Origin of the sequence: Oribacterium sp. oral taxon 078 str. F0263 (assembly GCF_000469565.1) — a bacterium.
Classification (GTDB): domain Bacteria; phylum Bacillota; class Clostridia; order Lachnospirales; family Lachnospiraceae; genus Oribacterium.
Genome location: NZ_KI273077.1, coordinates 9,306 through 35,170, shown reverse-complemented (window position 1 = coordinate 35,170; position 25,865 = coordinate 9,306). Strand labels below are relative to the sequence as shown.

The 25,865-nt window shown below is 58.8% G+C and carries 15 protein-coding genes; 2 read left to right on the top strand and 13 right to left on the bottom strand.

What is annotated here, in order from left to right; translation table 11 throughout:
- Positions 1-19: 19 nt before the first annotated feature.
- The 7 genes from HMPREF1986_RS00280 to HMPREF1986_RS00250 all read right to left on the bottom strand — a co-directional run bounded on the left by HMPREF1986_RS00280 (position 20) and on the right by HMPREF1986_RS00250 (position 8,616).
- A complete protein-coding gene (locus HMPREF1986_RS00280) occupies positions 20-2,695 on the bottom strand; it encodes a DUF5717 family protein (RefSeq protein ID WP_021772700.1) in 2,676 nt (891 codons plus the stop codon).
- 78 nt (positions 2,696-2,773) lie between these two features.
- Complete coding sequence (locus HMPREF1986_RS00275; RefSeq protein ID WP_021772699.1) at positions 2,774-4,090, bottom strand: hypothetical protein; 1,317 nt, start codon at positions 4,088-4,090, stop codon at positions 2,774-2,776.
- Positions 4,091-4,358: 268 nt separating this feature from the next.
- A complete protein-coding gene (locus HMPREF1986_RS12420) occupies positions 4,359-5,009 on the bottom strand; it encodes a hypothetical protein (RefSeq protein ID WP_051273825.1) in 651 nt (216 codons plus the stop codon).
- A gap of 108 nt (positions 5,010-5,117) precedes the next feature.
- Positions 5,118-5,555: a dUTP diphosphatase gene (locus tag HMPREF1986_RS00265; RefSeq protein ID WP_036598568.1), complete on the bottom strand. Its 438-nt coding sequence runs from the start codon at positions 5,553-5,555 to the stop codon at positions 5,118-5,120.
- 103 nt (positions 5,556-5,658) lie between these two features.
- The gene (gene scpB, locus HMPREF1986_RS13650) at positions 5,659-6,855 is read right to left on the bottom strand and encodes an SMC-Scp complex subunit ScpB (RefSeq protein WP_021772696.1); all 1,197 of its coding nucleotides are present in this window, start codon (positions 6,853-6,855) and stop codon (positions 5,659-5,661) included.
- Positions 6,852-7,652 carry a segregation and condensation protein A gene (locus HMPREF1986_RS00255; RefSeq protein ID WP_021772695.1) on the bottom strand — a complete coding sequence of 267 codons (801 nt, stop codon included), beginning with the start codon at positions 7,650-7,652 and terminating at the stop codon, positions 6,852-6,854. Before HMPREF1986_RS00255 ends, scpB begins: the two co-directional genes overlap by 4 nt.
- The gene (locus tag HMPREF1986_RS00250; protein ID WP_242837335.1) at positions 7,633-8,616 is read right to left on the bottom strand and encodes a metallophosphoesterase; all 984 of its coding nucleotides are present in this window, start codon (positions 8,614-8,616) and stop codon (positions 7,633-7,635) included. The genes HMPREF1986_RS00255 and HMPREF1986_RS00250 overlap by 20 nt, the downstream gene beginning before the upstream one ends.
- A 157-nt stretch (positions 8,617-8,773) precedes the next feature.
- Here HMPREF1986_RS00250 and HMPREF1986_RS00245 point away from each other — a divergent pair, with 157 nt between their 5' ends.
- A complete protein-coding gene (locus tag HMPREF1986_RS00245) occupies positions 8,774-8,980 on the top strand; it encodes a helix-turn-helix domain-containing protein (protein ID WP_009214503.1) in 207 nt (68 codons plus the stop codon).
- On the opposite strand, the gene ftsH is transcribed toward HMPREF1986_RS00245, so the two are convergent.
- A complete protein-coding gene (gene ftsH / locus HMPREF1986_RS00240; RefSeq protein WP_021772693.1) occupies positions 8,968-11,037 on the bottom strand; it encodes an ATP-dependent zinc metalloprotease FtsH in 2,070 nt (689 codons plus the stop codon). The two genes, HMPREF1986_RS00245 and ftsH, sit on opposite strands and share 13 nt — an antisense overlap.
- 328 nt (positions 11,038-11,365) lie before the next feature.
- Complete coding sequence (leuB, locus tag HMPREF1986_RS00235; protein ID WP_021772692.1) at positions 11,366-12,469, bottom strand: 3-isopropylmalate dehydrogenase; 1,104 nt, start codon at positions 12,467-12,469, stop codon at positions 11,366-11,368.
- A gap of 392 nt (positions 12,470-12,861) precedes the next feature.
- On the opposite strand from leuB, the gene uvrB reads away from it, so the two are divergent.
- Positions 12,862-14,844 carry an excinuclease ABC subunit UvrB gene (uvrB, locus tag HMPREF1986_RS00230; protein WP_021772689.1) on the top strand — a complete coding sequence of 661 codons (1,983 nt, stop codon included), beginning with the start codon at positions 12,862-12,864 and terminating at the stop codon, positions 14,842-14,844.
- A 113-nt stretch (positions 14,845-14,957) separates the two neighbouring features.
- Here uvrB and HMPREF1986_RS00225 read toward each other — a convergent pair whose 3' ends face one another.
- The 4 genes from HMPREF1986_RS00225 to HMPREF1986_RS00210 are packed head-to-tail and all read right to left on the bottom strand — an operon-like array spanning position 14,958 to position 25,774.
- On the bottom strand, positions 14,958-16,616 hold the full coding sequence (locus HMPREF1986_RS00225) for an amino acid ABC transporter ATP-binding/permease protein (protein ID WP_021772688.1): 1,659 nt from the start codon (positions 16,614-16,616) through the stop codon (positions 14,958-14,960).
- Complete coding sequence (locus HMPREF1986_RS00220; RefSeq protein ID WP_021772687.1) at positions 16,609-18,375, bottom strand: ABC transporter ATP-binding protein/permease; 1,767 nt, start codon at positions 18,373-18,375, stop codon at positions 16,609-16,611. The genes HMPREF1986_RS00225 and HMPREF1986_RS00220 overlap by 8 nt, the downstream gene beginning before the upstream one ends.
- Positions 18,372-18,800 (bottom strand): YbaN family protein, encoded by a 429-nt coding sequence (locus HMPREF1986_RS00215; RefSeq protein WP_021772686.1) that lies wholly within the window; start codon positions 18,798-18,800, stop codon positions 18,372-18,374. Before HMPREF1986_RS00215 ends, HMPREF1986_RS00220 begins: the two co-directional genes overlap by 4 nt.
- Entirely contained in the window at positions 18,797-25,774 is a 6,978-nt protein-coding gene (locus HMPREF1986_RS00210) for an FIVAR domain-containing protein (RefSeq protein ID WP_021772685.1), read from the bottom strand. Before HMPREF1986_RS00210 ends, HMPREF1986_RS00215 begins: the two co-directional genes overlap by 4 nt.
- Between the last annotated feature and the right edge of the window lie 91 nt (positions 25,775-25,865).

Genomic DNA, 25,865 nt, shown 5'->3' with positions numbered 1-25,865 from the left:
CAGCGATGCCTGATCTTCCTCAATCGGAAAAGAGTGTCTCGATCATGGCTTCCTTCTCCAGATAGAGAAGCATGGTGTCCCTGAGCTCCTCTCCTCTTCCCTCTTCATAGAGGCGCCCCATCCGATCCAGCAGGCCGAAGAGACCGTTTTCCGCCCAGCCGGCCGTCCTCTCCGGACGTATGCTTCCGCTCTTTACCGGCTCCGCTCCGTTCCCCTCATAGATCCGATACTCCGCCTCCTCCCCCGCAAAAAGGGGCAGAGCGGCGGTATAGATATTCTGAAAGGCCCGCTGAAATTCCTCCTCGTGGAAGTTCTTCTCCCCCGGGAGAATCCGCACGAAGAGCCTCGGCTTTCCCTCTCTCTCCCCCCGATACTCCAGAAAGTTCCGCCCTGCCGGAAGCTCCGGGAGCAGCGGCGAATCGCGAAACTTCTCCATATAGCGAAAAAAGATGTTTTTCCTCCTGAGCTCCCTCAGAATCCCGGACAAAAGCTCCCTCTCCTTCTCCGTGAGAGACTTCTTCTCCGAGTAATGAAGGCTCAGAGAGAGGAGGTAGAGAAGCGGGATCTTTTCTATCCTGCTCTCGCTGTCGATCTCCTCTCCCAAAAGCTGAAAGATGCGCTCGGGGACAGACCTTCCGAGCAGAAAATAGTCCGCAGCCCTCTGACTGAGCCACGCTCTCTTAAGGAGCTCCCCGCCCCCGAGGGAGGCATAGATGTCGTAGACCTCATCCAGCTTCTCCCTGCGCTCCGTAAAAAGGAGCTGGGCGAGCAGGCGCTCTGCCATGCTCCGCTCCGCCTCCCGGAAGCCGCCTGTCTCTCTCGCGTCCTCTCCTCTTTCCTTCTCCAGCGCCCTTCTAAGAATTCGATCCATCTCGTCGGAAAGACCATTGTAATGCTCCAGCAGGAACTGAAGGAGAGTGAAATCCCCGGCTCCGCTGTCAAAGAGTTTCTTCCCCTCCAGCAAAAAGAGCTCCTCATGGCTCTCCCTCTCCATGCTCCCGTGAAAGAAATCAGAGATGAGGAGCCTGTCCCATCCGATTCTGTGGGACAGAAGGAGCTCCGAAGCGCTCTCATACTCCCCCCGCTTCAGAAGATCAGAAAAAAGAAGCGTCCTCTCCCCGAGGCTCTTCCCCTCCTTTGCGATCCCCTTCAGATAATCCAGATCCCTCTTCGTAAGGGAGGCCGCCTCCCGCTCCGTGAGCTTGCTGTGGCAGCGGAGGACGGATACCAGGATCGCATGGCGAAAGTCCGAGGAGATCAGAGGACTCTCCGATTCCTTTTCCAGGAAGGCGAGCTCCGCGGTGCTCCGGATCCCGCTTCGGAGCACCTGCTCCGCCCGGAGAAGTCGGAAAAAGACCTGCTCCGGGACAAGCTCCATGCAGCGCTTCTCCAGCTCCGGCTTATGCAGAAGACGCCGCTTTTCATAGGGAACTCCCCCGTAGCGCCTCCCCTCCTCATCCTGAAAGAGGATGACGGCCTCCGGGAAATACTGCGGGAAAAAGACCCGTCCGTCCCGGATCGGGAAGCTCTCCTCCCGGCGAAGCTCCGGCTGCAGCAGGATGAGCTTCTTCATCCTGGGGTCCTCCACAAAGACCTCACAGGTGTAGAGCAGCTGCGGCAGAACCCTCGCGATCCTGCGGTCCACCATGTCCGGATAGATCATCCGCTCATAGATCAGGGAGAGGCGCTCATCGATCTTCCCGGCGAGAAGCTTGTCGATGGCAAAGCGCTGGATCTCCCGCTCAAAGCTCTGATAAATATCGGAGTCCTCCTGGAAGTTCCGAAGGACATTGCTGTAAAGGGGAAGCTTCATCCTCTCCTCGAGGCGGCTCTCATAGGCGAAGTAGAGGTAGAGCTCCCTCGGAAGCCTAATCCCGCTGTCCGGCAGGGCATAGATGCAGTACTCGTAGAGCCTTGTGAGGCGGGAGCCGCTCTCTATCGCTCTTTGATAAATGAGGAAGGCCTCCGGGTCCGCGATATCCGCTTCGATCAGGCGGCGGGCCATCTCCTCGACTCTCCTTGGGTCCTTGAGCTCCTCCTCGCTCAGATAAAAGCTTCTCTCTCCGAAGGGAGCTGTCCCGGTCTCTGCTCCCCTCTCTCTCCGCTCTGTTTCCGCTCCCCGGCTCTGCCTTCTCAGCGCGGCGGAAAACTCCTGCAGCTCCCGCTTCCCGGCATTTCCGGCGTTTCCGGAAAAGGCGCGAAAATAAAGCCTTGCGCGCGAATCCTCCAGAAAAGGAGCCTCCCGGAAATCCTTTCTCCGAAAAAGCTGCAGGGCGAGCTTTGGATCCTCCTCATATAAGCGGAGGAAATCCTCTGTGCGCCGAAGCCTCCGGATCTCCCGAAGCTCCGGAGAAAGCCTCGCGCGAAAGCAATAGGGGATCTGAAGCTCCCCCCCGTTGCTTATCACGGAGAGCTTCCCCTTTAACTCCTCCCCGGCGGAGAGATCTCCCCCCTCGACGAGGAGGGGAACACTGCTGCGGATCCCCCCGAAGGCCGCTCTCTCCACCTTTACAAAAATATGATCGGAGTAGACCAGCCCCTTCATGCTGACCCCGTTCCGGGAGGAAATGTTCAAGCGAAACCTCTCATTCTCCCCCGGCTCCAGCTCTCCCTCCAGAGAGGACTCCGCGACATAGAGGCTCGGAGCACTGAGATCCACTATGCCCCTGGCCAGTTTATTGATCTTATCCTTCATGGCAAGTCTCCGCGCCCTGCAAAAACATCCCCCCGGCCGCTTCCCCGCGCCCGGAGGGCAGTGATCCTCCCCCGCTTATCAGGCCTTGGGCTCCGCGCCCTTTCCCTTGCTCTTCTCCTTCAGAAGATGCTGTGCGCTCACAAGCTTCACGCAGAGACAGAAGAGCTGCGACGCCGTGCGGAGATCCTCGATCGGAGGATAGGTCGGGGCGATGCGGATATTGGAATCCCGCGGGTCCTTCCCATAGGGATAGGTCGCACCGGCAGGAGTCAGCTTCACGCCGGCCTTCTTGCACTTCGCGGCCACCTCCTTCGCGCAGCCGTCCATGGTGTCAAAGCTGATAAAGTAGCCCCCCTTCGGCTTGGTCCAGCTCCCGATGCCGAGGCCTCCCAGGTTTTTCTCCAGTATCGTCTCCACAGTCTCGAACTTGGGGCGCAGGATATCCGCGTGCTTCCTCATATGCTCGATCATATTATGAATATCCTCGAAGAAGCGCACGTGACGGAGCTGATTCACCTTATCATGGCCGATCGTCTGATAGCGGAGCTGTCTCTGAATATCCTCCAGATTGTTGGAGCTCGCGGCGATCGCGGCGATACCGGAGCCCGGGAAGGTAATCTTCGAGGTGGAGGAGAACTTATAGACGAGGTCCGGATTCCCCGCCCTCTTGCACTCCGCGAGAATCTCGATCAGGTAATCCTGCTCCTTGTCATAGAGGTGATGCACGCCGTAGGCATTGTCCCAGTAAATCCGGAAATCCTTTGCCGCGGGCTGCAGCCTCGCGAACCTCCGGACCGTCTCGTCGCTGTAGCTGTAGCCCTGGGGGTTGGAATACTTCGGCACACACCAAATCCCCTTGATGCTCTCATCCTCTCTGACCAGTCTCTCGACAAGAGCCATATCCGGGCCGCTCGGCGTCATCGGGACCGGAATCATCTCGATTCCGAAGTACTCCGTGATGCTGAAGTGCCTGTCATAGCCCGGGACCGGGCAGAGCCACTTCACCTTATCCAACCGGCACCAGGGGACATTCCCCATCACACCGTGGGTCATGGAACGGGAAATGGAGTCATACATCACATTCAGAGAGGAGTTTCCGTAGATGATGATGTTGTCCGGATTGTTCTCCATCATATCGGAAATCAGGACCTTGGCCTCTGCGATCCCGTTCAGCACTCCGTAATTTCTGCAGTCCGTCCCGTCCTCACAGAACATGTCCGCATCGCTGTTCAGCGCGTCCATAAGTCCCATAGAGAGGTCGAGCTGCTCCTTGCAGGGCTTTCCGCGGCTCATGTCGAGGCTCATCTCCATCGCCTGATATCTTTCGTATTCCTTTTTCAGTTCGCGGATCAGCTGCTCAAGCTCTTCCACGCTCATCTTTTCGTAAGCTTTCATCCCGCCTCCTCTGCTTCCCTTATCCTGCTCCTGCCGCCCTCACTGATCTGATCTTTAAAGGCGCTTCGCGCCTCCCGTCATGCGCCCTGACAGTCGCATTCCCGTGGGGCTTCCCCCCACTTCCTGCTCCTGTCCGGGCGTGTCTTAAAGTCCTCCTCCCGCGCCCGTGCTCGCACGGCGCGGCCCCGGACTTTAGACACTGTAATCATCATATACTGATCTCTTTTGTCTTGCAAGCAAGAATATCCGCATCAGGAGCTGCTTTTGTTCATTGTCTTTGCAACGGCTGGTCAGTGAGGAGGGTGTTTTGGCTGAGTGCTTCGACACGGGTTTTCAGGAAGGCGAGCTCGCGCTCCGCATCCTTGTCTCCGTTCCAGCGGTTTGTATAGTCCGTGAAGGCGCGGTAAGCCTCCTCCCATCTCGCGGAGCGCTCCAGGTAAACGGCTTCGTCAAAGACGAGGTCCCGGTCCGCGGACAGTCCCGCGGCTCTCGCCTGATCCAAAAAGCTCCTCGCCTCCTCGAGCTTTCCCTCATCGAGACTCCGGGATGCCTGCCGAAGGAGGAGCTTCGCGTTCACTCTCTCCTTCAGCTTCTGATAGACCTCCCGTTTCTTATCCACCTTTTCCAGGATCTCCAGTGTGTGCGATGCCGCATCGAGATCTCCGAGCATGTATTCCGATTCCGCGCGGTAGGTGAGAATGTCGAACTGAAGCCTGGAGACCCTGCCGTGGCTTTTATCGAGGGCCTCATCCAGCTTCTTCACCGCCTCTTCATATTTTCCCTTTTCCACGAGCTCTATGCCGGAGAGCCGGAGCTCCTCCGCCTCCCGGTTTGCGCAGGAGGAGAGCGTCAGGGCGAAAAACAGAAGTAAAAGCGCCGCCGCTTTTCCCTTTCCCGACAAATCTTTTCTTTTCTTCACGGGTTCCTCCTTTTCGGGGCGATTCTCCCTCCGATGCCCTGCCGCCACTTCTTCGGTAAAGCATGGGCGGGGCATATCCGCGTTTTCCAAAAGACAGAGCGCGGCCTATCAGCGGATGCCCGTCGCACCGAAGCCGCCCCGGTCCTCATTTTCCAGACTTTCCACCTCTTCAAAGCAGAGTCTCGGCTGATGCCTTAGGATGCGGAACTGACAGATCCTGTCATTGATATGAATCTCTGTGTCACGGAGCGCATAGACCGGCATCATCAGGATATCATTGTCTCCGCAGTAGCTCTCATCCACCACGCCGGGAGAATTGGGCTGAATCAGGCCGAAGTTCTGAAAGGTGGAGCTCCGGGGCGCGACCAGCATCTCATAGCCCTGGGGAAGCTCCACGGAAATTCCGAGACTGATCCGGCAGAACTCTCCCTTTTTGATCTTCCGCTCCTCCGCGGAGCGAAGATCAATCCAGTCTCCCTTTCCTTCTATATAAGTCAGCTTCTCGATCTCCTTCGAGTGGTAGCGGACCTTGAGCTTTTCTTCCATTTTTTCCGTTCTCCCTTCGTCCCTCGCTTCGCTGCCCCGCCGGGGCTCCTCCATCCTCCGCTGATGCTTCGGCAGGAGTCGGATCCTTTGCCTCGCCGCCATTTTACACCGGCCCGGGCTCTTCTCCGGCTCCTGCCCCGCTTTCCGGGTGCGGTGCATTCGCTTCCTCCTTTGCCTCATCCCTTCCCTCGGAAGGAGCCTTCGGAGGAATTTCCTCTTTTTGGAATAAGGGCGGCGTGGGAGCCTCCTCTTTTTCCTCGAAAGCAGTCGAAGCAGCCGCTTCATTCTCCTCTTCCTGCAGGGCAGAGAGAACGATTTCCTCCTCCCATTCGGAGGGAGACAGCGGAAGGGCCTCCTCGGCGGCCGCTTCTTCCTTCTCTTCCTCTTCGAAGGAGAGCGGAGCTGCCGGAGCCTCTTCTTCGGAAATATGCGGGGGCGCCGGAGTTCCTTCTTCGGAAAGGATCGAAGGCGCCGCGGTCTCTTCTTCTTTTTCTTCTTCAGAGGGAGACGGCGGAAGAGCCTCCCCAGCAGTCTCTTCTTCCTTCTCTTCCTCTTCGGAGGAGAGCGGATCTGCCGGGGCCTCTTCTTCAGAAAGACGTGGAGATGCCGCAGTCTCTCCTTCGGAGGAGGACGGCGGAAGGGCGTCCCCGGAGGCCGCCTCTTCCTCCTCGCCGCTGAGGCCGAGGGCGTCCGCAAGCTCTTCCTTGACCTCGGTCTCGATGGAAGCCTCGATCTCCTCGCTGAGCGCCGGGAGATCCTTTATGCTCTCTGCACCAAAGCGGCGGAGGAACTCCTCCGTCGTCGCAAAGAGGGCGGGGCGGCCCGGCGCATTGAGCCTTCCCTCCTCATAGATCAGTCCGTACTCGACGAGACGATTCACCGCATGATCCGATTTCACGCCGCGTATCTTCTCGATCTCCGCCTTTGTGACAGGTTGCCGGTAGGCGACGATCGCGAGTGTCTCCATGACGACATCCGTCATCACCGGCTTTTTCGGATGCTTCGCAACCCGGATCAGCGCCTCAAACTGCGCGGGATTCGTGTACATCTGATAGCTCTCCTCGAGTCTTCGGATCAGGATGCCTCCGTTTCGCTCCCGGTAGCTCCGGTAGAGCCTCTCCGCGGCCTCCTCTGCGGCCTCAGGCCCCGTCCCAAGCGCCGTCGCGATCTCCTCCCTGCTGACGGCCCGGCCCATCGCAAAAAGCAGAGCCTCCACGATTTTCTCCTCCTCGCGAAGCTCCTCCTTGTATTCCTCGTCGATTTCTCCCACAAGCCTTTCCTGTACCGGATTCAAGCTCATCCGTCAAATTCCTCCACCTCTGTGAGATCGGGCTCCCCCTCTCCCTCCTCTCCGCCCACTACCTGGATATCCATATCGGAGAAGGGCGCATCCTGCATCAATGTGATTTTCCCCATCTTCATAAGCTCGAGAACCGCGAGAAAGCTGACCACGATGTCCATGCGGTCCTCCTTTTTCCGGATCATGTGCCGGAAGGAGAAGCGCCCATGGCGCCTCGCATAGGACAGGACATCCCGGATCCTGCCGGAGAGGCTCACTCTCTCCCTCCGGATCACGCCGAACTTCGAGCGGACCCGGTCCACCGCATCCTCTCTCCTCCGGAAAAGATCCTCAAGGGCCTCCCAAAGCTTTTCCAGACTGAGCCCCTTGAGAAGCTCCGTGAGATCCAGAGGAGGCGTGTAGCGGAGGACCTCCTCCGGCATCGCCCCGCTCCCGTAGAAAACTCTGTCCGCGTCCTCCTCCTTCTCCCGGAGGATCCGGCTGATATACTTGTACTTCTTGTATTCGAGGAGGCGTTCCACAAGCTCCGCCCGGGGATCGATCTCCTCTCCCTCTTCGTCGAGCTCCCGGGGGAGCAGCATTCTGGATTTGATTTCGAGCAGCGTCGCGGCCATCACGAGAAAGTCCGAGACGATGTCCAGATCCTCCTCCTCGAGCCGGTTTACATAATCCAGGTATTGCTCCGTGATCTCCGCGATCGGAATATCATAGATATCGATCTTATTTTTTTCGATGAGCTGCAGGAGAAGATCCAGCGGACCCTCGAAGACATCCAGCTTATAGCGCAGTCTCTCCATTCCCTCTCTCTTCCTCCCTCTCCGGCAGCAGCGTGATGAGGCTGAGCTCCGGCGGATTGTTCAGACGGATATTGACGGTATGCGTCCCGATTCCCCGGCTTATGACAAGGTTTCCCCCGCGAAGGGGAAAGAGTCCCGACACCTTTTTCACAAAAAGGCGGTACTGCGGGGTCATCACTCCCCCGATCAGGGGAAGCCGGATCATCCCGCCGTGCAGATGCCCGGAAAGTACGAGATCCGCCCCGCTTCGGACCGCCTCCTCATCGTAGAGCGGCGTGTGAAGGAGAAAGATATGGTAGCGCCCCTTCGCCCCATCCTCCGGAAAGCCCGCGGCGCGGCGAAGCTCCGCGGGCGAAAGCGGCTCCTTTTTCCGAAAGGGCAGCGGCCGGTAATATTCCATCGGGAGGCTCACCCCGCTCAGGCTGAGATCCGAGAGCTCGCCCTTCGGAAGAACGGTCTCCTTATCCAAAAGGCGGACGGCCCCGATCCCCCGCTCGAGGCGGGCCGCATTTTCCCGGCTCTTTGCATGCTCCCTCCTCGGGTACTCTGCGCGAAAATACCGCCCCCTCCAGCCGGCCTTCTCAAAGAGGCGCTCCTCGTGATTCCCGAGAGCGAGATAAACCGGAAACTCTCTCCCCAGGGCGCGGAGGAGGCGAACCGATTTTCGCACCCTATCCCGCTCGCTCCTCCTTTTATGGCAGACCACGAGATCTCCGCCGAGCAGGATGAAGTCGGGGCGGAGCGCGCGGATCCTTCGGAGCAGCTCCTCATTCTTCTCCCCGAATTCCTTCTCATGGACATCCGTCAAAAAAAGAAAGCGGTGCGCCCTCTTGATCTTTCCGGAGCGAAAGCAATAGCTCTCCAGGCGAAGCTGATTTCTTTCCCGGTCCGAACATTTTTTCAGAAAGATCACCAAAGCCAGCACAGAAAATATGTTCAATGCCCCGATGAAGATCTTCGCCAAAGTCCCGCATTTCCTGCTATTATGAAAGGGAGGGAGACTTCCTTCTCCCAAAGCGTGCAGGCATCCCTTACCATGCAGGCATCCCTTTTTCTTATTATAATTTCGATTCGTTTTATAATTCCGGCTTCGAAGCCTCTTTCCCAAAAAAGGAGAAATCATGATCAGCTACTCCCCCTTCTGGCGGCTGCTCTCCGCCACTAAAGTCACGCAGTATCATCTGATCCACCATCACAAAATCTCCGCGAGCCAGCTTCACAGGCTCCGGAAAAACCTGCCGGTCTCCACGGAGACCATCCATGAGATATGCAAGATTTTCGGCTGCGGGGTCTCCGATGTGATGGAGTATGTGAGCTATCTCCCGTAGTCCGTATAGGCGGCTCTCGCCTCCTCGAAGCTCCGCTTCCGCTCCGGGTCCTCCGTCTCCGCGCCCTCGCTTCCCTTCTCTCCCTCCTCTGTGCCCGCTGTCTCCGATCCCGCGGCTCCCCCGTTCTCTCCGGAGACGCCGGATGATCCCGCATTTCCCTGCTCGCTCCGGACCTCCTCCAGAATCCTCATGAATTCCTTTCCGGTTATAGTCTCCTGCTCGATCAGAAATTCCGCGATCCGGTCCAGCGCATAGCGGTTCTCGCTCAGAATCCTCCTCGCCTCCCCGTAACACTGTTTTAAGATGAGGGCGACCTCCCGGTCCACCTCGGTCGCGGTGTAATCCCCGCAGTTCATCACGCTCTTTCCGCTCAGATACATGCTCTCCTGTGTCGCAAGTCCCATGAGGCCGAACTTGTCCGACATCCCGTACTGCGTCACCATTGATCTCGCGATCTTCGTCGCATTCTCGATATCATTGGCGGCCCCGGTGGTCACAGTCTCAAAGACCAGCTCCTCCGCCGCTCTCCCGGCCAGAAAACCGACCATCATATCGTGGAGCTCCGCCTTCGTGTTGAGATACTTCTCCTCCTCCGGCACCTGCATCACATAGCCGAGCGCCCCCATGGTCCTCGGGACGATCGTGATCTTCTGCACCGGCTCGGAGTGCTTCTGAATCGCCGCAACCAAAGCGTGACCCACCTCATGGTAGGACACAATCCTCCGCTCCTCCTTTGAGAGAATACGGTCCTTCTTCTCCTTTCCGACCAGTACGACCTCGACCGACTCGAAAAGATCCTCCTGGGAGACCTTCCGCCTTCCCTTCTTCACAGCCGTGATTGCGGCTTCATTCATCATATTCGCGAGATCCGCCCCGACCGCTCCGCTCGTCGCGAGTGCGATCTCATCGAAATCCACCGTGGAATCGAGCTGGATGCCCTTCGCATGGACCTTCAGGATATTGACCCTCCCCTTTAAGTCCGGCTTCTCCACGATCACTCTTCGGTCGAATCTCCCGGGGCGAAGCAGCGCCGGATCCAAGATCTCCGGGCGGTTCGTTGCTCCCATCACCATGATGCCCTTCCCCGCATCGAAGCCGTCCATCTCCGAGAGGAGCTGGTTCAAGGTCTGCTCCCTCTCATCATTTCCGCCGTAGCGGCTGTCCCTCGTCTTTCCGATGGCGTCGATCTCATCGATGAAGACGATACAGGGGGCATTCTGCGCCGCCTGCCGGAAGAGATCCCTCACCCGGCTTGCGCCAACGCCGACAAACATCTCCACAAAATCCGAGCCGGAGAGCGAGTAAAAGGGAACCTGCGCCTCCCCCGCCACGGCCTTTGCGAGGAGGGTCTTCCCCGTCCCCGGCGGTCCCACGAGAAGCGCCCCCTTGGGAAGCTTCGCCCCGATATCCACATACTTTTCGGGATTATGCAGAAAATCCACGATCTCCACGAGGCTCTCCTTCGCCTCATCCTCCCCGGCGACATCCTTAAAGCTCACGCCGGTCTCCCTCTGCATATACATCTTCGCCGTGGACTTCCCGACGCCCATGACCCCGCCGGATCCGCCCCCCATCCTGCGCATCATAAAATTCATCGCGATAAAGAAGAGGATAAGGGGAATCACAAGACCGATCATGGTCTGCATGATGAGGCTCGAATTGTCCGGCTTCTTCCGATAGATCTCCACCTGATGCTGATAGAGTCTTTGCACAAGCTGCCCCGCATCGGCATTGATCGGCACGACGAAATATGTCCCGCTCCCCTTTCCGCGGGAGGCTTCGGAGCTATCCTTCTCCCCGGCTGCACTGATCTCCCCCACGCCCTCCTTCGGATAGACGGCGATCTGGCTGTCCCCCCACTCTACCTTCTGGATCTGATCCTTTTCCACCATCGTGAGGAACTCGCTGTAGCTCTTCTCCTGCGGATCCGGCACCGAAAAGAAATGCTGCACCATCGAGTAGATGAAGAAGGTCAGCACCGCGGCGATGATCAAAATCAGAAAGGACTGCCCCGGACCGGGCAGACGTCCTCCGTCTCTCAGATCGTTTTCATTCATGCTCTCTCCTTATGCCGAAAAAGGCACCGCCGAAAAGGCGGGCCGAATCTATAATTTTTATATTCGCATTCCATAGCTGATCTGTCCACAGCATATGAACTTCAAAACTGCGGCGCTTCCAGTCCCAAAGCTTTTTTGATCCGTGCTCAGGCTGTCTGCCTGTGCAGGCACAGCATCCAGATGGGCATTGGACGGGACTTTTACAGTATAAGTAAATCAGGGGCATAAATCAAGGCACTGTCTTTTTCGCTGCTCCCTTCGATTTTTTATCCCGTGGAAAAGATGGGAGTATTCCGCATACAGAGCGGCAGAGCATGGGAGAGGCCGTTCAGCGGAGCGGGCCGCGGAGCTTTGCTGCGACCTCCTCTCCCATTTCTCTCGTTGAGAGAAGCTTGAGCCCTTTCTTTTCCTCCAGGATGTCCTTTGTCCGGCAGCCGTCCCGAAGGACCTTCTCCACGGCTGTCTCCACGTCCTCTGCCTCCTTTGGAAGCTCCAGGGAATAGCGGAGGAGCATCGCGGCGGAGAGTATCGCAGCCAGGGGGTTCGCGATATTTTGTCCCGCGATATCCGGCGCAGAGCCTCCGCTTGGCTCGTAGAGACCGAAGCGGTCCTCCCGGAGGGAGGCGGAGGGAAGCATCCCGAGGGAGCCCGCGATCTCCGCCATCTCATCGGAGAGAATATCTCCGAACATGTTTTCTGTCAGGATCACATCGAAGCTGCCCGGCTTCCGCACGAGAAGCATCGCGGTGGAATCCACGAGGGCATGGCTCAGCTCCACCTCCGGATAAGCCTTCCCTTCCTCCTCCACGATCCTTCTCCAAAGCCTCGAGCTGTCCAGAACATTCGCCTTGTCCACGGAGCAAAGCCTCCCTCTCCGCCCTCCGGCGATCGAAAAGGCCTTCCGCGCGACCCTCCGGATCTCGGATTCCCGGTAGCAAAGCTCGTCCCTCGCGACGAGCTCTCCCTCCTCCCTCACTGTGCTCCTTTCGCCGAAATAGAGCCCTCCGGTGAGTTCCCGCACCATCATAAGGTCAAAGCCGTCCCCGATGACGGACTCCCGAAGCGGGCAGGCATTCCGAAGCTCCGGGTAGAGCTTCGCCGGCCGGAGATTGCAAAAGAGCCCGAGCCCCTTCCGAAGCTTCAAAAGACCGGCCTCCGGTCTTTTTTCCGGCGGGAGAAGATACCAGGGCGAGACGCCGACCTTTCCTCCGATCGATCCCATCAGCACCGCGTCCGAAGCTCTGCATTTCTCGAGGCTCTCCTCCGTCAGCGGCTCTCCAAAGCGATCGATCGAAGAGCCGCCCATGAGGAGCTCCCGGAACTCAAAATGATGTCCGTAAAGCGCGGCGATCCTGAGAAGTACCTTCCTTGCCTCCCGGACGATTTCCGGACCGATCCCGTCTCCCTCTATCACAGCAATCCTGTATTCCATTTTTCCTCCTGAAAGCATTGATCGGACGCTGCACTCTTTATGGCCCGGCAGCAGGTCCCGGCTCCCCCCGCTTCCCTTCCGGATGCCGCAGCGTGCTGCGCCCTTCCGTCACTTTGTTCTTTGAAGAGCATATCGCGGATTCGATTCCCCGGGCAATATATTTTTGCTATACTAGTCATGTTTCTCTTTTCAGCACCGCAGAAGCAGCGTCATACTGCCGCGTTCATAGCGCCGCAGTGCAGACAGCGCTCCGCTTTCCGCCCGATCGGATATGGCTCTGTCCCGCTCTCTTCTCGAATGCCGGGATGGATGCCGGGACAAGCGCCTGTGGGATATCCTGCGCCTGATGGAGATTTTTGCGCCTTATGCACCGAGTATAGGGGGAGAGATCCATGGATTTTAAACTGCATGCGGACTATGCGCCAACGGGAGACCAGCCTAAGGCCATTGAGGAGCTGGTACGGGGCTTTCAGGAGGGCAATCAATTCCAGACCTTACTGGGAGTGACAGGCTCCGGCAAGACCTTTACCATGGCGAATGTGATCGAAAGGCTGAAGCGGCCGACTCTCATCATTTCCCACAATAAAACGCTCGCGGCCCAGCTCTACTCGGAGATGAAGGAATTCTTCCCGGAAAACTCGGTGGAATACTTTGTCTCCTACTACGATTACTATCAGCCGGAGGCCTATGTTCCCTCCACGGACACCTATATCGAGAAGGACTCCGACATCAATGAGGAGATCGACAAGCTCAGAAACTCCGCGATGGCCGCCCTCTCGGAGCGAAGGGATGTGGTCGTCGTGGCCTCCGTCTCCTGCATCTACGGGCTGGGTGCCCCGACGGAATATCTCAACATGGCCCTCTCTCTCCGACCCGGGCAGAGCAAGGACAGAGACGAGATGATCCGGCACCTGATCGAGATCCAGTACAATCGAAACGACATGGACTTCCACCGCGGGACCTTCCGGGTCATGGGAGATATCGTGGACGTCTTTCCCGCGTCCGAAGGAGAGCAGGCCTACCGGATCGAATTCTTCGGAGATGAGATCGACAGGATCCGGATCATCGACCCGCTGAGCGGGAAGGCGAAGTCGGAGCTTTCTCATGTCATGATCTTTCCGGCGAGCCCCTATGTCATCCCTCCGGAGAAGCTGAGTCTCGCCTGCGATAATATCCTGAAGGAGCTGGAGGAAAGGGTAAATTACTTTAAGTCCGAAGACAAGCTTCTCGAGGCACAGCGGATCTCGGAGCGGACGAACTTCGATGTGGAGATGCTGCGGGAGACCGGCGTATGCTCCGGCATCGAGAACTACACGAGGCATTTGAACTTCTCCGCGCCCGGAGAACCGCCCTACACACTCATGGACTACTTCCCGGAGGATTTCCTCATCATCGTGGACGAAAGCCACATCAGTCTGCCGCAGATCCGGGGGATGTACAACGGAAATCTCTCCCGGAAAACGACGCTCGTCGATTACGGCTTCCGCCTCCCATCTGCGCTGGACAACCGCCCCTTAAATTTCGGCGAATTCGAGAGAAAGATCAACCAGATGCTCTTCGTCTCCGCTACGCCGGGGGACTATGAGGCGGAGCACGAGCTTCTCCGGGCGGAGCAGATCATCCGCCCCACCGGCCTCCTGGACCCCGAGATCTCCGTCCGCCCGATCAGAGGCCAGATCGATGATCTCATCGGAGAGATCCGGAGGGAAACGGAGAAAAAGCACAAGATCCTCGTCACCACTCTCACAAAGCGGATGGCCGAGGATCTCACGAAATATCTGAAGGAGGCAGGCATCCTGGTCAAGTACCTCCACTCCGACATCGACACGCTGGAGAGAGCCGCCATCATAAGGGATATGCGCCTCGGAAAGTTCGACGTGCTGGTCGGCATCAATCTCCTCCGGGAGGGTCTCGACATCCCGGAGATCACACTGGTCGCGATCCTGGACGCGGACAAGGAGGGCTTCCTCCGCTCCGAGACCTCTCTCATCCAGACCGTAGGCCGCGCCGCGAGGAATGCCGAGGGGCATGTCATCATGTATGCGGATCAGATCACAGACTCCATGCGGCGCACGATGCAGGAGACCGAGCGAAGGCGGAAAATACAGATCTCCTATAATGAAGAGCACGGCATCACGCCGACCACGATCAAAAAGGCCGTACGGGAGCTCATCGCGATCTCAAAGGCGGTCAGCGACGGCGGAAGCGGAATCCAGAAGGACGCGGAGTCCATGAGTGCCCGGGAGCTGGAAAAGCTCATCCGGGAGCTCACAAAGAGAATGAGGGCTGCCGCCGCCGAGCTGAACTTCGAGGAGGCCGCCCTCTGCCGGGACAGAATCGAGGAGCTTCGAAAGCAAAAAGAGGGAGAAGGATAGGGGGAGCCGACAGAAGCCTGGAAAAACCGCGCTCCGGGGCGTAAGCTATAGAGCGATCGGCCGGAAGAAAGGGACGCGGAAGAGCTTCATCGACTGCTTCTTCCGCCGAGCTCTCAGAGCTCATGGATCTCATCCGCGATGCCGAGGGTCGAGGCCCGGTGTGAGACCAGTACGACCGTCCGGTTTTCCCTCTCCTCCTTCAGAGACTTCAAAATCGCGCCCTCATTCAGGACATCGAGGTTTGCGGTAGGCTCATCCAAAAGGAGTAGGGGCGCCCCGTGGAGAAAGGCTCTCGCAAGGCCGATTCTCTGCCGTTCTCCGCCGGAGAGATTCTCCCCGAGTTCGCTGAGCGGGGTATCATAGCCCTTCGGAAGCGCTTCGATAAAGTCGTGGACGGACGCCTTCCTCGCGGCCTCCCGGATCTCCTCTGGCCCTGCGCCGATTTTCCCGAGTGCGATATTTTCCGCGATCGTATCCTGAAAGAGCACGCTCTCCTGCGTGAGCAGGCTCTCCATCCTGCGAAGATCCGCGGTATTGATTCTTCGGATATCCTTCCCGGAGATCTGCACCTCCCCCCTGTCCGCATCCCAAAAGCGCAGCAAAAGGCGGAGCAGCGTCGACTTCCCGGAGCCGCTCGGCCCGTGGATCCCGAGGATGCCCCTCTCCCGGATGCGAAGACTGAGATCCCTCAGTACCTCTTCTCCTCCGTAGGAAAAGCTGACCCCGCAAAAGGATGCGCCGGAAAACACCGTCTCCTCCTGCCCCTCGATCTCCTCTGTCTCCGGCTCCTCCTCCAAAAGGGAGAGCACCCGCTCCCCGCAGGCGAGCGTCTGATTCAGCGTGCCGGAGAGCCGAAGGAGCGCGCTCGTCGGGCCGAAGGAGCTCATCATGGCCGTCGCAGAGAGTAGAACCGCCGAAAAGGAGAGCTGACCCCGGAGGCTGAGCCAAATGCCGAGAAAGAGCATGCCGAAGGAGAAGAAGCTGATGCAGGCCCCCGCCTCCGCATTCGCGTCTCCGTCGAGAAGCTTCAGCCGTCTCTTAAGCTCCGCGAGTCTCCCGGATCTCTCCCTAAGCTCAGAAAGCCGCTCTTTTGTCCTTCCGTACTGTATCGTCTCCTGCATCCCGCGGAAGCTGTCCAGCAAAAAGCCGTTCATCTCCCCGAAGCTCTCCTGATAGAGCACGCCGCTCTCCCTCCCCCGGGCACTGCTTCTCATAGGAAGGAGTACGCCGAGCGTCAGATAGGCGAAGAAAGCGAGCAGAGCGAGGAGAGGATGAAAGCTTCCGAGGAAAAGGATCATGAGGACAGAGCTCACAGCGGCGATGAGGATCGGCGAAAGAGTATGCGCGTAAAAGACCTCCAGCAGCTCGATATCGCTCGTGATGAGGGAGATGAGCTCTCCCCTCTCCCTCCCCTCAAGCTTCGCCGGGGCGAGACGCCGAAGCGCCGAAAAGACCTTCTGCCGAAGAAGCGCGAGCAGACGGAATGCGATGTAATGGTTGCAGTACTGCTCGACATAATGAAGGAAAGACCGGAGCAAAGCGGAAAGCATAAGTAAGACGGCGATCCCAAAGAGGGTAGAGGGAAGGAAGGAGGGGACCGGGAGAGCGAGAATTTCAAGCCCCCCCGCAGCGGCAATCACCGTGAGAAAGGCCGCAAGGAGATGCCCGGCGACTCCGGAAAGTGCGGCGAGCAGCATGACGGGAAGGAGGGGAAGAACCAGGACCGAAAGCCTTCCCATGATCCGGATCCCCGATCTTCTCTTGCTAGGCATAGCATTTCCTCCCTTCCGAAAGCGGACAGAGTCCCGCGGCATAGCTCTCCAGCTCACTCTGCGCCAAAAACAGCGCCGCGTAGCCTCCCTTCCTCCTCATAAGCTCCTCATGACTTCCCCTCTCTGCGATTCTCCCGTCCTCCATCCGATAGATGCAGTCCGCCTGCACCGCATTTTTCAGGCGGTGCGAGATCAAAAGCACAGAGCGTCTTTCGGAGAGCCGCCGTATCGCCTCCATGATTTTTTCCTCGCTCTCCGAGTCGATATTGGAGGCCGCCTCGTCAAAGAGATAGACCGGCGTATCCCTTAAAAGGGCCCGGGCGATCGCAAGGCGCTGCCGCTGCCCCCCCGAGAGATTCTCTCCTCGCTCTGAAAGGGGCGTGTCAAGTCCCTGCTGCAAGAGGAGATATCCCTCCAGCCTTACCTCTCTCAGGGCATCCCACATTTTCTGCTCCGAGGCCCCAGGGGAAGCCATGAGGAGGTTCTCCCGGACCGTCCCGCGAAAGAGATAGCTGTCGTGCCGCACCAGGGTGACGGTTCTCATGAGGCTTTCCTCCGAGAGCTCCGAAAGCTCTGTCCCGTTCAGAAGGATCTGTCCCTCATACCCCCTCACTCTCCCACCAAGAAGCCCGGCTATCGTGCTCTTTCCGCAGCCGGAGAGGCCAACGAGGGCGCTTAAGCCCCGGGCGGGAAGAAATAAACTGATCCCCTTCAGTATCCTCCGATCCCCATCATAGGAGAAGCGGACATCCGAAAGCCGGATCTCCGTCTCCCCCTCCAAAAGCTCCTTCTCCCCCCTTTTCCCCTCCGGGAGATCCAGAATCGAAAAGAGACGGTCCGACGCCGCCATCCCGTTCATCGCCACATGGAAGAGGCTTCCGAGAAGGCGCACCGGGAGGAAGAAATCCGCGGAGAGAAGGAGAAGGGTCAGAAGCCCGCTCAGGCTGACCGCCCCCTTCTGAAACTCCAAAAGGCAGATCCCCATCCCGAGTACCGCGCCTCCGTAGGCGATCAGGTCCATCACGATAATGGAGTTTAACTGCATGGAGAGGACCCGCATCGTCATCCTCCGGAAGCGCTCTGCCTCCCGGTCCATCTCCTCCGCCTTCTTCCCGTCCGCGCCGTAGATCTTAAGCGTGATTAGTCCCTGCAGATTCTCGAGAAAGCTCCCCCCGAGCTCCGTATACGAGCCCCAGTATTTTTTCAAAAGGCGCTTTGCGATCTTCTGCACGAGAAGGATCGTGAGCGGGATCAGAGGAACGCAGAGGAGAAGCGCAAGGCTCGCCTTAAGGCAATAAAACGAGAGGAAGAAAAACAGTGTGAGCGGAGCGAGCAGACTGTAGAAAAGCTGCGGAAGATATTGACTGAAGTATACCTCGAGCTGCTCCACTCCCTCCGCAGAAAGCTGCACCGCCTCCGCGCTCCCGAGCTTTTCGTGATAGGCCACGCCAAGAGCTGTGAGCTTTCGGTAAAGCTTCTCCCGAAGGACCTGCTTCACCTCGCTCCCCGCTCTCGCGGAGGCCTCCGCCGCCCTCCTCGTGCAGAGCAGCCGAAGGAGCAGGGAGAGCAAAAGGAAAGCCGCGGAGAGGAGAAGCGTCCCCGAGCGGATCCTCCCAAGATAGAGTGACTCGAGAAGGCGCCCCACGATACTCATGCTCAGGACGGAGGACAGAAGCGTCCCCCACTGCCAGAGCACGTTTTGAAGCACGGCGCCCCGGGACGACTCCGACATCAGGGAGAAAAGCCGCTTTCGAATCATAAATCTCCTCCCCTCTCGGAGAGGGACTCTGCCCCCTCCGCTTCCGCCCCGCTCTCCCCTCCCTTCGTCCGCACAAAGAAGAGAAAATAGATATAATGAAGAGCCAGAACCAGTGCGAGAATCCCCCGCGCAAAGGGCGGCGAAAAGAAAAATCCGACGGCAAAGACTCCTGTCACCGAGGCGAGGATCCGAAGCTTTCTCCCGGGCGGCATGGGCCTTTTCTCCTTGAGCTCCAAGAGGTATTTCCGATACATCCTGGTCCCCATGAAAAAGCGGCAGAAGCGCTCCGAGCCCCTCGCAAAGAAAAAGAGCGAGAGAAGTAAAAAGGGGGTTGTGGGCAGGATCGGAAGCGCGATTCCGACGCATCCGATCCCGGCAAAGAAAAAGCCAAGTGCGATACAGACCCCGTTAAACAGTTGTTTCATGAAATCCTTCCCTCTCCCTCGGAGGAGACGCCGCCCAAAAGACGGCGCCCGTGTCTCCGCCTCCTCTCGTCCGCCGCTCCTCCGATAAAGAGAAGAAGTCCGAAAAGGCCCAGCGCCAGAATCCCTCTGAGCGGCATCCGGTCTCCCGTATAGGGGATGCTTCTCCCGTTGACCGCTCCGCCGCCGGAGGATGCGCTCCTGGCTGCCCCGCTCCGAAGGACGGAGGCCGCGCTCCTCTGGACTGTGCCGCTGCCCCCTCCGTTTCCGGCCCGGCTCAGCGCACGCTCTCCCGGGGCCGCGGATTCCGAAGGAGCCGGAAGCTTTTCCGCGAGCGCATAGAGACTTAAGTGATCGAGACTCACCTCATAGAAGGAGCCGCTCACAGATCCGGGGAGCTGCAGGGCAGTCCCGTCATCGTTGATCCGGTAGAGGGCGAGCCTCGAGGGATCATAGTCCGCCGGGATCGGCAGCCGGAGAGTCACAGTCCCGGAGGGCTGCAGCTCTCTCTCCCCGGACTTTAAGCGGATGTCGTAGAGGACGAAGCGCGATGCCTTATCGGAAAGAGCGGATTTTGCGCGCTCAAACTCCTCCCCGCTCTCCTTCTTTTCCGCTTCCAGCTTATTTTCCGGTCCCCCTGTCGCGCCGCGGAGACTAATCCCGGTCTCTGCATTTCGAAGCTCGGAGGAAGAAGAGCCGGAGGAAGTGCTGCCGAGCTTCGCTTTCTCCTTGCTCCCGCTCTCTGCGGAGTAGCCGCCGAGATCCTCCCACTTGCTCTCGCTGATCTTCTTTTTCCCGCTCCAGTTCACCTTAAGGCGCGCCTTCACAGGATCCGTCCCCATGACCTCCACCTGGGGATCCACCTCACATTTATAGTAGCTGCTGCTGTCGTTTGGCAGGCTGAACTCATAGATCCAGCGGTTTTTCTCTTCGTAGATCAGCTCTGCCTCGTTATACTCACTGTCCTGGTAGATCCAGAAGTGATGGAGGTGCGCGGTGATGCCGCTCGTCTTCATCTCCTTTGTGATGAGGCGCATCGTGACATCTCCGTTTTCAATCTTCACATAGGCCGTGCTTCCCACCGCCGGGTCTCCCATGGAGGCCTTGTTCATACTGGCGTGCCAGAGGCGGACGCCCACTTTGTAATAGCCTTCCTTCTCCTCCGACTTTTTCCTTTTCGCCCCGCCGTCCCCGGAGTCCCCGGGATTTCCCGCAGGACTTAAGGACTCGATCGCAAGCCGAAGTGCCGCCTCCTGCGAGTCGAGCTCCGCCTGTGTCGCCTTCTCATCGCTATATACATTTCTCGCAAGAGCAAGTGCCGCCATAAGCTTCGTCCAGCTCTCTTTCGTATAGGCGGAAGAATCCATGGCGGAGGCCATCGCGATCAGGGCGGAGAGCGCCTTCCGATTGACCGTCCCCGACGGCTTCTCCTCCTTTAGGATAAGCCCGGAGAGCGCGTTTTCAAGCTTCTGCACCGCTCTCTCAAGCTGAAGCTTCGTCGCCTCCTTATCGTTCAGGACCGAAACCGCGGCCTTCATCGCTTCCTCCAGCGCGGAGAGAGAGGCCTCCGTGTAGTTCCCCTGAAGGGCCTTGATCCCTTCCATATACTTAAGCTGCAGCCTGCTCCGAAGTGCCGACGGATCGGATTTTTGATCCGGACGATTGGGCTGATCCGGACGCTTGGGCTGATCCGGACGCTTGGGCTGATTGGGCTGATCCGGGCTCTCCGGCTCCGCCCTTTTCTTAAGAATCAGGGCGGCATAGCTCGCGCGAAGCGCCTCTATTCTCCGGTCCACGCTGTTCTGCGGGGCCCCCTTCAGCGCCTTCAGCCTCTCTCCGGCCGCGACGCTCAGGGAGAGCGCGTTGTAGCTCCCCTCGGTATATTCCGATTCCCTCGCAGCGCTGACCTGATTGAGCACTGTCTCAAATCCCGTAAAGTCTGCTCCCGGCTGCTCCGGCTTCTTCGGCTCATCCGGCTTCTCCGGCTCCTTCCCCTCGACCAAAGCAAGACTGCTCCAGTAGCAGCGGAGATAGGCCGGCTGCCGCGCACTCGCCCCCATGACGGGGACATTTACCATGACCGGGATGTACTGATTCCTCGCCGCCATATACTTTGTGATATCGAAGCGGACAAGACTCGGGTACTTCCGTCCCGCAGGCGGTCCGAAGCGATCCGTCTCCTCGCTCTCCTCCAGGATCTCCGGGGGGACCTCGGTATAGCTTCCCTCATCGATCACGCCGTTCGTCTTCTTAAGCCCGTCCAGCATGACGATGTCGAGGAGATGTCCGCTGAGCCCGCTGAATTCCATCCTCTGAAATCCCGCGTAGAGATAGGCCCTTCCGCCCTCGAGGAGAAGCTTCGCCTGCTTCCCGGGGCGATCCGGGAAGGCATCCACCAGGGCGCCGTCTCCCATGGACGCCTTATTCTGTGAAAACTGCCATAGACTGCAGTTCACAGAGTAGATGCCGTCAGGATAACTCTCCCCGAAGCTGTCCGTAAGATTGCCGGAGCTGTCGAGCGCTCCCTCGAGGGCCCACTGCGGAAGCTCCCCCTCCCCAAAATCCGGGAGCTCGGACGGGGTCGCGATCTCCGCGGCAATCGCGCTGTCTCTTCCAAAGGGAAGCTCTCCCGCATATCCCGCATCCTCCTCTTCCATCCCGTACGAAAATCCCTCTGAAGCAAAGACAGAGAGCCCGGAGCTTCCGGCCGCCATTCCATCGGGAAGAAGCAGGGCGTCATACTCCGCGGCGAGCGCCCGCTTCGCCGCCTCATACTGCGCGTCCCCCGCGCCGTAGTCCGCAGCGTGATCCAGGAGATCCTGTCCCGCGTGAAGTGAGCCGGAGAAGGAGCGGAAGCTCGTCTCCTCATAGCGGGAGCCATCCCCCGCCTCCTTTTGGAGAAGCCGGATCGCTTCCTCGAGAGCCTGTCTCGCCTCACTCTCCTCCGGAAGCTTCCGAAGGGCCTCCTCCGCCTGTCTCAGCTCGGAGAGCGCCTTCCGGTAGTCCGCGTCGGATCGTTTCCTGTCCCCATAGCATTCTCTCGCTCTCGAGAGGACCTCGGAGAAGGCCTTCCAGCTCTCTGCGCTGTATTCCCCCTCGCGGTAGCGCTCCGCCGCCTCGATCTCCGAGCGGAGCTCTCTCCGGGAGCGAAGCTCCAGTCCGTCGATCGCCGCTTCCAGTGCCCGAAGCTCTGTGTCCAGGGCCTCCTGAGAGGCATTCGGATCCGCATAGACCCTCCGCGCTGCGGAGAGTGCCTCCGCAAGGAGCGCGTAGGATTCCTCCGTATAGAGCTCCCTTCGCTCGGAGAGCGCGCCGGCCTCCCCGATCCTTCCCTCCAGAGCGCTCCGATCCGCGGCCTTCTTAAGTCCCGCTTCCGCGGCTCTGAGCTCCCGGAGAAGCCCGGAGATCCTCTCCTCGCTCAAAGCACTTCCGTAAAGCGCTTCCTCGGTCCGGGAGATCTCCTGTAAAAGCCGTCCCCTCGTCTCCTCTGTATAGCGCTCCCCGTCCGAAAGATAAGCTCTCGCGCGGAGAAGCTCCTGATAGAGTTCTGCGGGATCCGCAGCGCTCTGCGAAGAAGCGTAATCAAGCTGCAGCTCCACATTCTCCTCGCCCTGATCCTGATCCTGATGAAGCCTTAGGAGAAGCTTATACCCCTCGGCCTCCGAGCGAAGGAAACGGATCCTCACTCTCTCCGGGCTGTCTCCGTCCCTTCCCAGGATTTCCATGTTCTCGAAATCCTTCCCGGACAGGGCAAAGTCCAGAGAGCGCAGCGTATTCTTCCGAAGGCAAAGAATCAGCTCCGCGCTGTCCCCGCTCACAGAGAGCTCCGCCCTCCGAAAGACCTCCTTCCACTTTTCCGATACCGCGCCGTTAGAGAGGATCCGGAGCGGAAGGAGATAATAGCCGTCGGAAAGCTGCGAGATGCCGCCGGCACCTCCCGATGCAAAGTGCAGGGCGGAGAGCGCGTCCCGGACCTCCTCCTTCGTCGCATCCTCCTTTAAGAGAAGCTGCTCTGCCTTCGCAATCGCCGCAGAGAGAGCCTCCGTAGGAGTGAGCTTTTTCGCCTCGGAAAGCGCTTCCCGGAGCTCCTTCAGGGAGACCAGCCCCTCCTTCGCGCGTCTTAAGCTCTCGATCTGCTCCCGCACGGCGTCCCGCTCCGGCGCCGTTTCCCGATAGACCGCCGCCGCTTCCTGTGCCGCCTTCCGGGCCTCCCCCAGGGAGGCCTTCGTATAGTCCTCTCCCCGAAGTGCCTGAAGCTCCAGGATCAGCTCCTTCAGCGTGCGGATCTCCTCCTCCGGCGCCGCGGACTCCTCCGCCTTTGAGAAATCCGGCCGGAGATAGAGGGTTTGCTGATAATCCTTCCGCTTTGTCTTTATGTCGATCTCGAAGCTCGCCTCCGTATAGGCGCGGTCGATCAAAAAGGCACTGAGCCTTCCCTCTTTGTCCTTAAGTTTCTCCGCATCCTTTAACATCACCCCGTTATCATACTGAAGCTCCGTGACGCTGTCTCCGTCCAGCTCCGAAAGGGGAAGCTTAAGCTTCATCGTACTGCCCGCTGCTGTCAGGATCAGCGTGCGGCCGAAGTATCCGCTGAGCGAAGAGGGAGCCTCTCCTCCATTCTCATAGACGGTAAAGGGAAGACGATAGACCCCGTCCGAGAGACGCTTCCCCTCTCCCGCTCCGGAATCCTTCATCGCCTGCAGAAGCTTATCCCTCCCCTTCAGGAGCTCCTCCTCCGACGGATTCCCGGCGTAGCACTGCTTCGCCTCCGAGACCGCGCTCTGCAGCGAGCGGTAGGCCTCCCCCGCCTTATCCATGCTCTCGAGAGCGCGCTCCGCCCTCTCGATCACGGCTCGAAGTACAGACTTATCGTGGCCTGCAAGGGGATTTGCCGCCCCGTCCTCAAGCTTTTCCGGCTCGCTGATCCGAAGGGATGCGACCTGGACGCCGGTCCCGTCCCCGGTGTGCACATCCATCGCCGGAACCGTGAAGCGTATCAGGTAGGAGCCGTCGTCCCGCGCTTTCCCGAGGGGGAAGCTCAGGCTCTTCAGATACTGAAAATGATATTCCCTCGCCCAGGCGTCGAAGCCGAGACCGCCGTCCTCCGCCGTATAATACGAATGGACCTCCACCGGCGTATAGACACTCTGATCCTCTCCGTCGCAGCAGAACTCCCCCGTCATATATCCGGTGATCCCGGATACATAGACGGGCTCCAGGGCGTAGTAGACCCGGAAGCTCTTTTTCCCCTCCGCCTCAGAGACCTCGAGATAGCCCGTATTGTCCACGATGGACTGGTTCGACATGGAGGGGAAATAGGGCAGAGAGGCGTGCGCCATCGTGAGCCGCACCCGGTAGAGTCCCGCCGGAAGCTCCGCAAGCTCCTCCGGCCGGAGATGCTGCCCGTAATCGTAGAAGCTGTAGGTCGCGTTCAGATCCTCCGCCTGGCTCGTCGTGAAAACGAAGGTCCGGCTGTCCCTGTCGATGTACTTACTGTAGGTATTTTCGAATTCTCCGCTACTCTTACTGATCTGTACCGTCGTCGTCGAAAGGTCAAAGTCCTCCGGAAGCTTGAGGCGGAGCGTCACCTGCCCGTTCAGAGAAAACTGCTCCCCATTCGCCTTTAAGGAGCTGTTGTAGCTCACGCAGGCACTCCCGCTTCTGCTGAAGCGCGCTGCCCCCTTAAGGTCGTATTCCGAGCAGTAGAGCGGCTTCACCGCGCCCTCCACCCGCTCAAAGCGGAACTCGCTGTTCTCCGGTATGACTCCCTTCGCCATGCGAAGCTCCGCCTCTCCGGAGAGGAGGCGCTCCTCCTCGCTCTCCTCCTTCACCTTCGGCGTGAGCCGAAGATAGGCATACCAGCCCCTTCGAAGTACGGAATTCGGCTTTTTCTTGCTGTTGTACGCGCTGTCTTCCTCCGTCAGAATCTGGAGATAGCGGCCGTCCCGGATATCCTTAAAGTCCAGCGTGATCGTATCCTTTCCCGATCCCTTTTTCCAAAGCTCCGTAAAGTCTGTCCCCTCAAACTCCTGCTCCAGCCTTTTCCTCGCCTTATTGGAGTCGCCAAAGTCCAGCCCCTTCTTCCCGGCGAGGGAGATGCTCTCAATTCCCTCCGTGTCGCGAAGCCGAAGGCTCGCCCGGAGCCTTCCCGCTCCGTCCGCCTCCGTCTCCACGGCTCTCTCAAAAAGCTTTGAGATTCGCTCATACATCTTTACGCTTTGATCCGTGTACTTCCGGGAAAAGTCATCTCTTTTGATTGCGGCCACGTAATTGCACCAGTCATAGCCAAGCGTATACTGTCCCGCCCCGTAGCTTGCGATCCGCTCTGCCTTGGAGAGATCAAAGCTGATGTACTGTGATACGGGAAGACCGGAGTTTGGAGTATACAGGCTCCGGAAATACAGCCCGCCGGAGAGCTCCTCCAGCGTGAGCGTGATCTTTCCCGTATCCCTCTCCTCATCGAAGAGGACGGTCCTTGCGTCCGTCCTGCAATAGCGGTCTCCCGCCGCACTCACGGATTTTTCCAGTCCCTCTGCCCCCGGATCCTTGTACTGCGCGGGCTTATTGAAGCTTCCCATCGGAACCTTATCGCAGTAGGCGTAGCCGTCCTTCTCCGCCCTTTTTGCCCCTTCGATATCCATGAGCTGCACCATATCCGAGACATGGAAGCCGTGGTAGTAGAGACTGACCTCGTACTTCCCGCCGAGCCTTCGGATCTCCGCAAGATCATAGATCTGCGTCCTCACCGTACTGAAAAGACCCATCTTCTTCAGCTTCGGATGACTCCAGTCCGTATTAGCGCCCGCCGTATAGAACTCCATCGGGACGAGATAGCTCTCCCCCTCTGCAAGATCCTGCTCCTTCGGGGCCGCGAGGGGATGCAGAGAGCCGGGAAGTGCCGCCGGAGCCAGAAGGAGCGAAAGGCAGAGGAGCCCCGCGAGTCCCTTCCGTATCATCCTCTTCCAAAGCTTTTTCATGATTCAGGTCCTTTCCTTGACTTAGGCTCCGCCCGCTCTTTTGCGGCGGGCAGAGCCTGTGAGGGACGGAGGGCAGTCTGCTTCGCCCTCC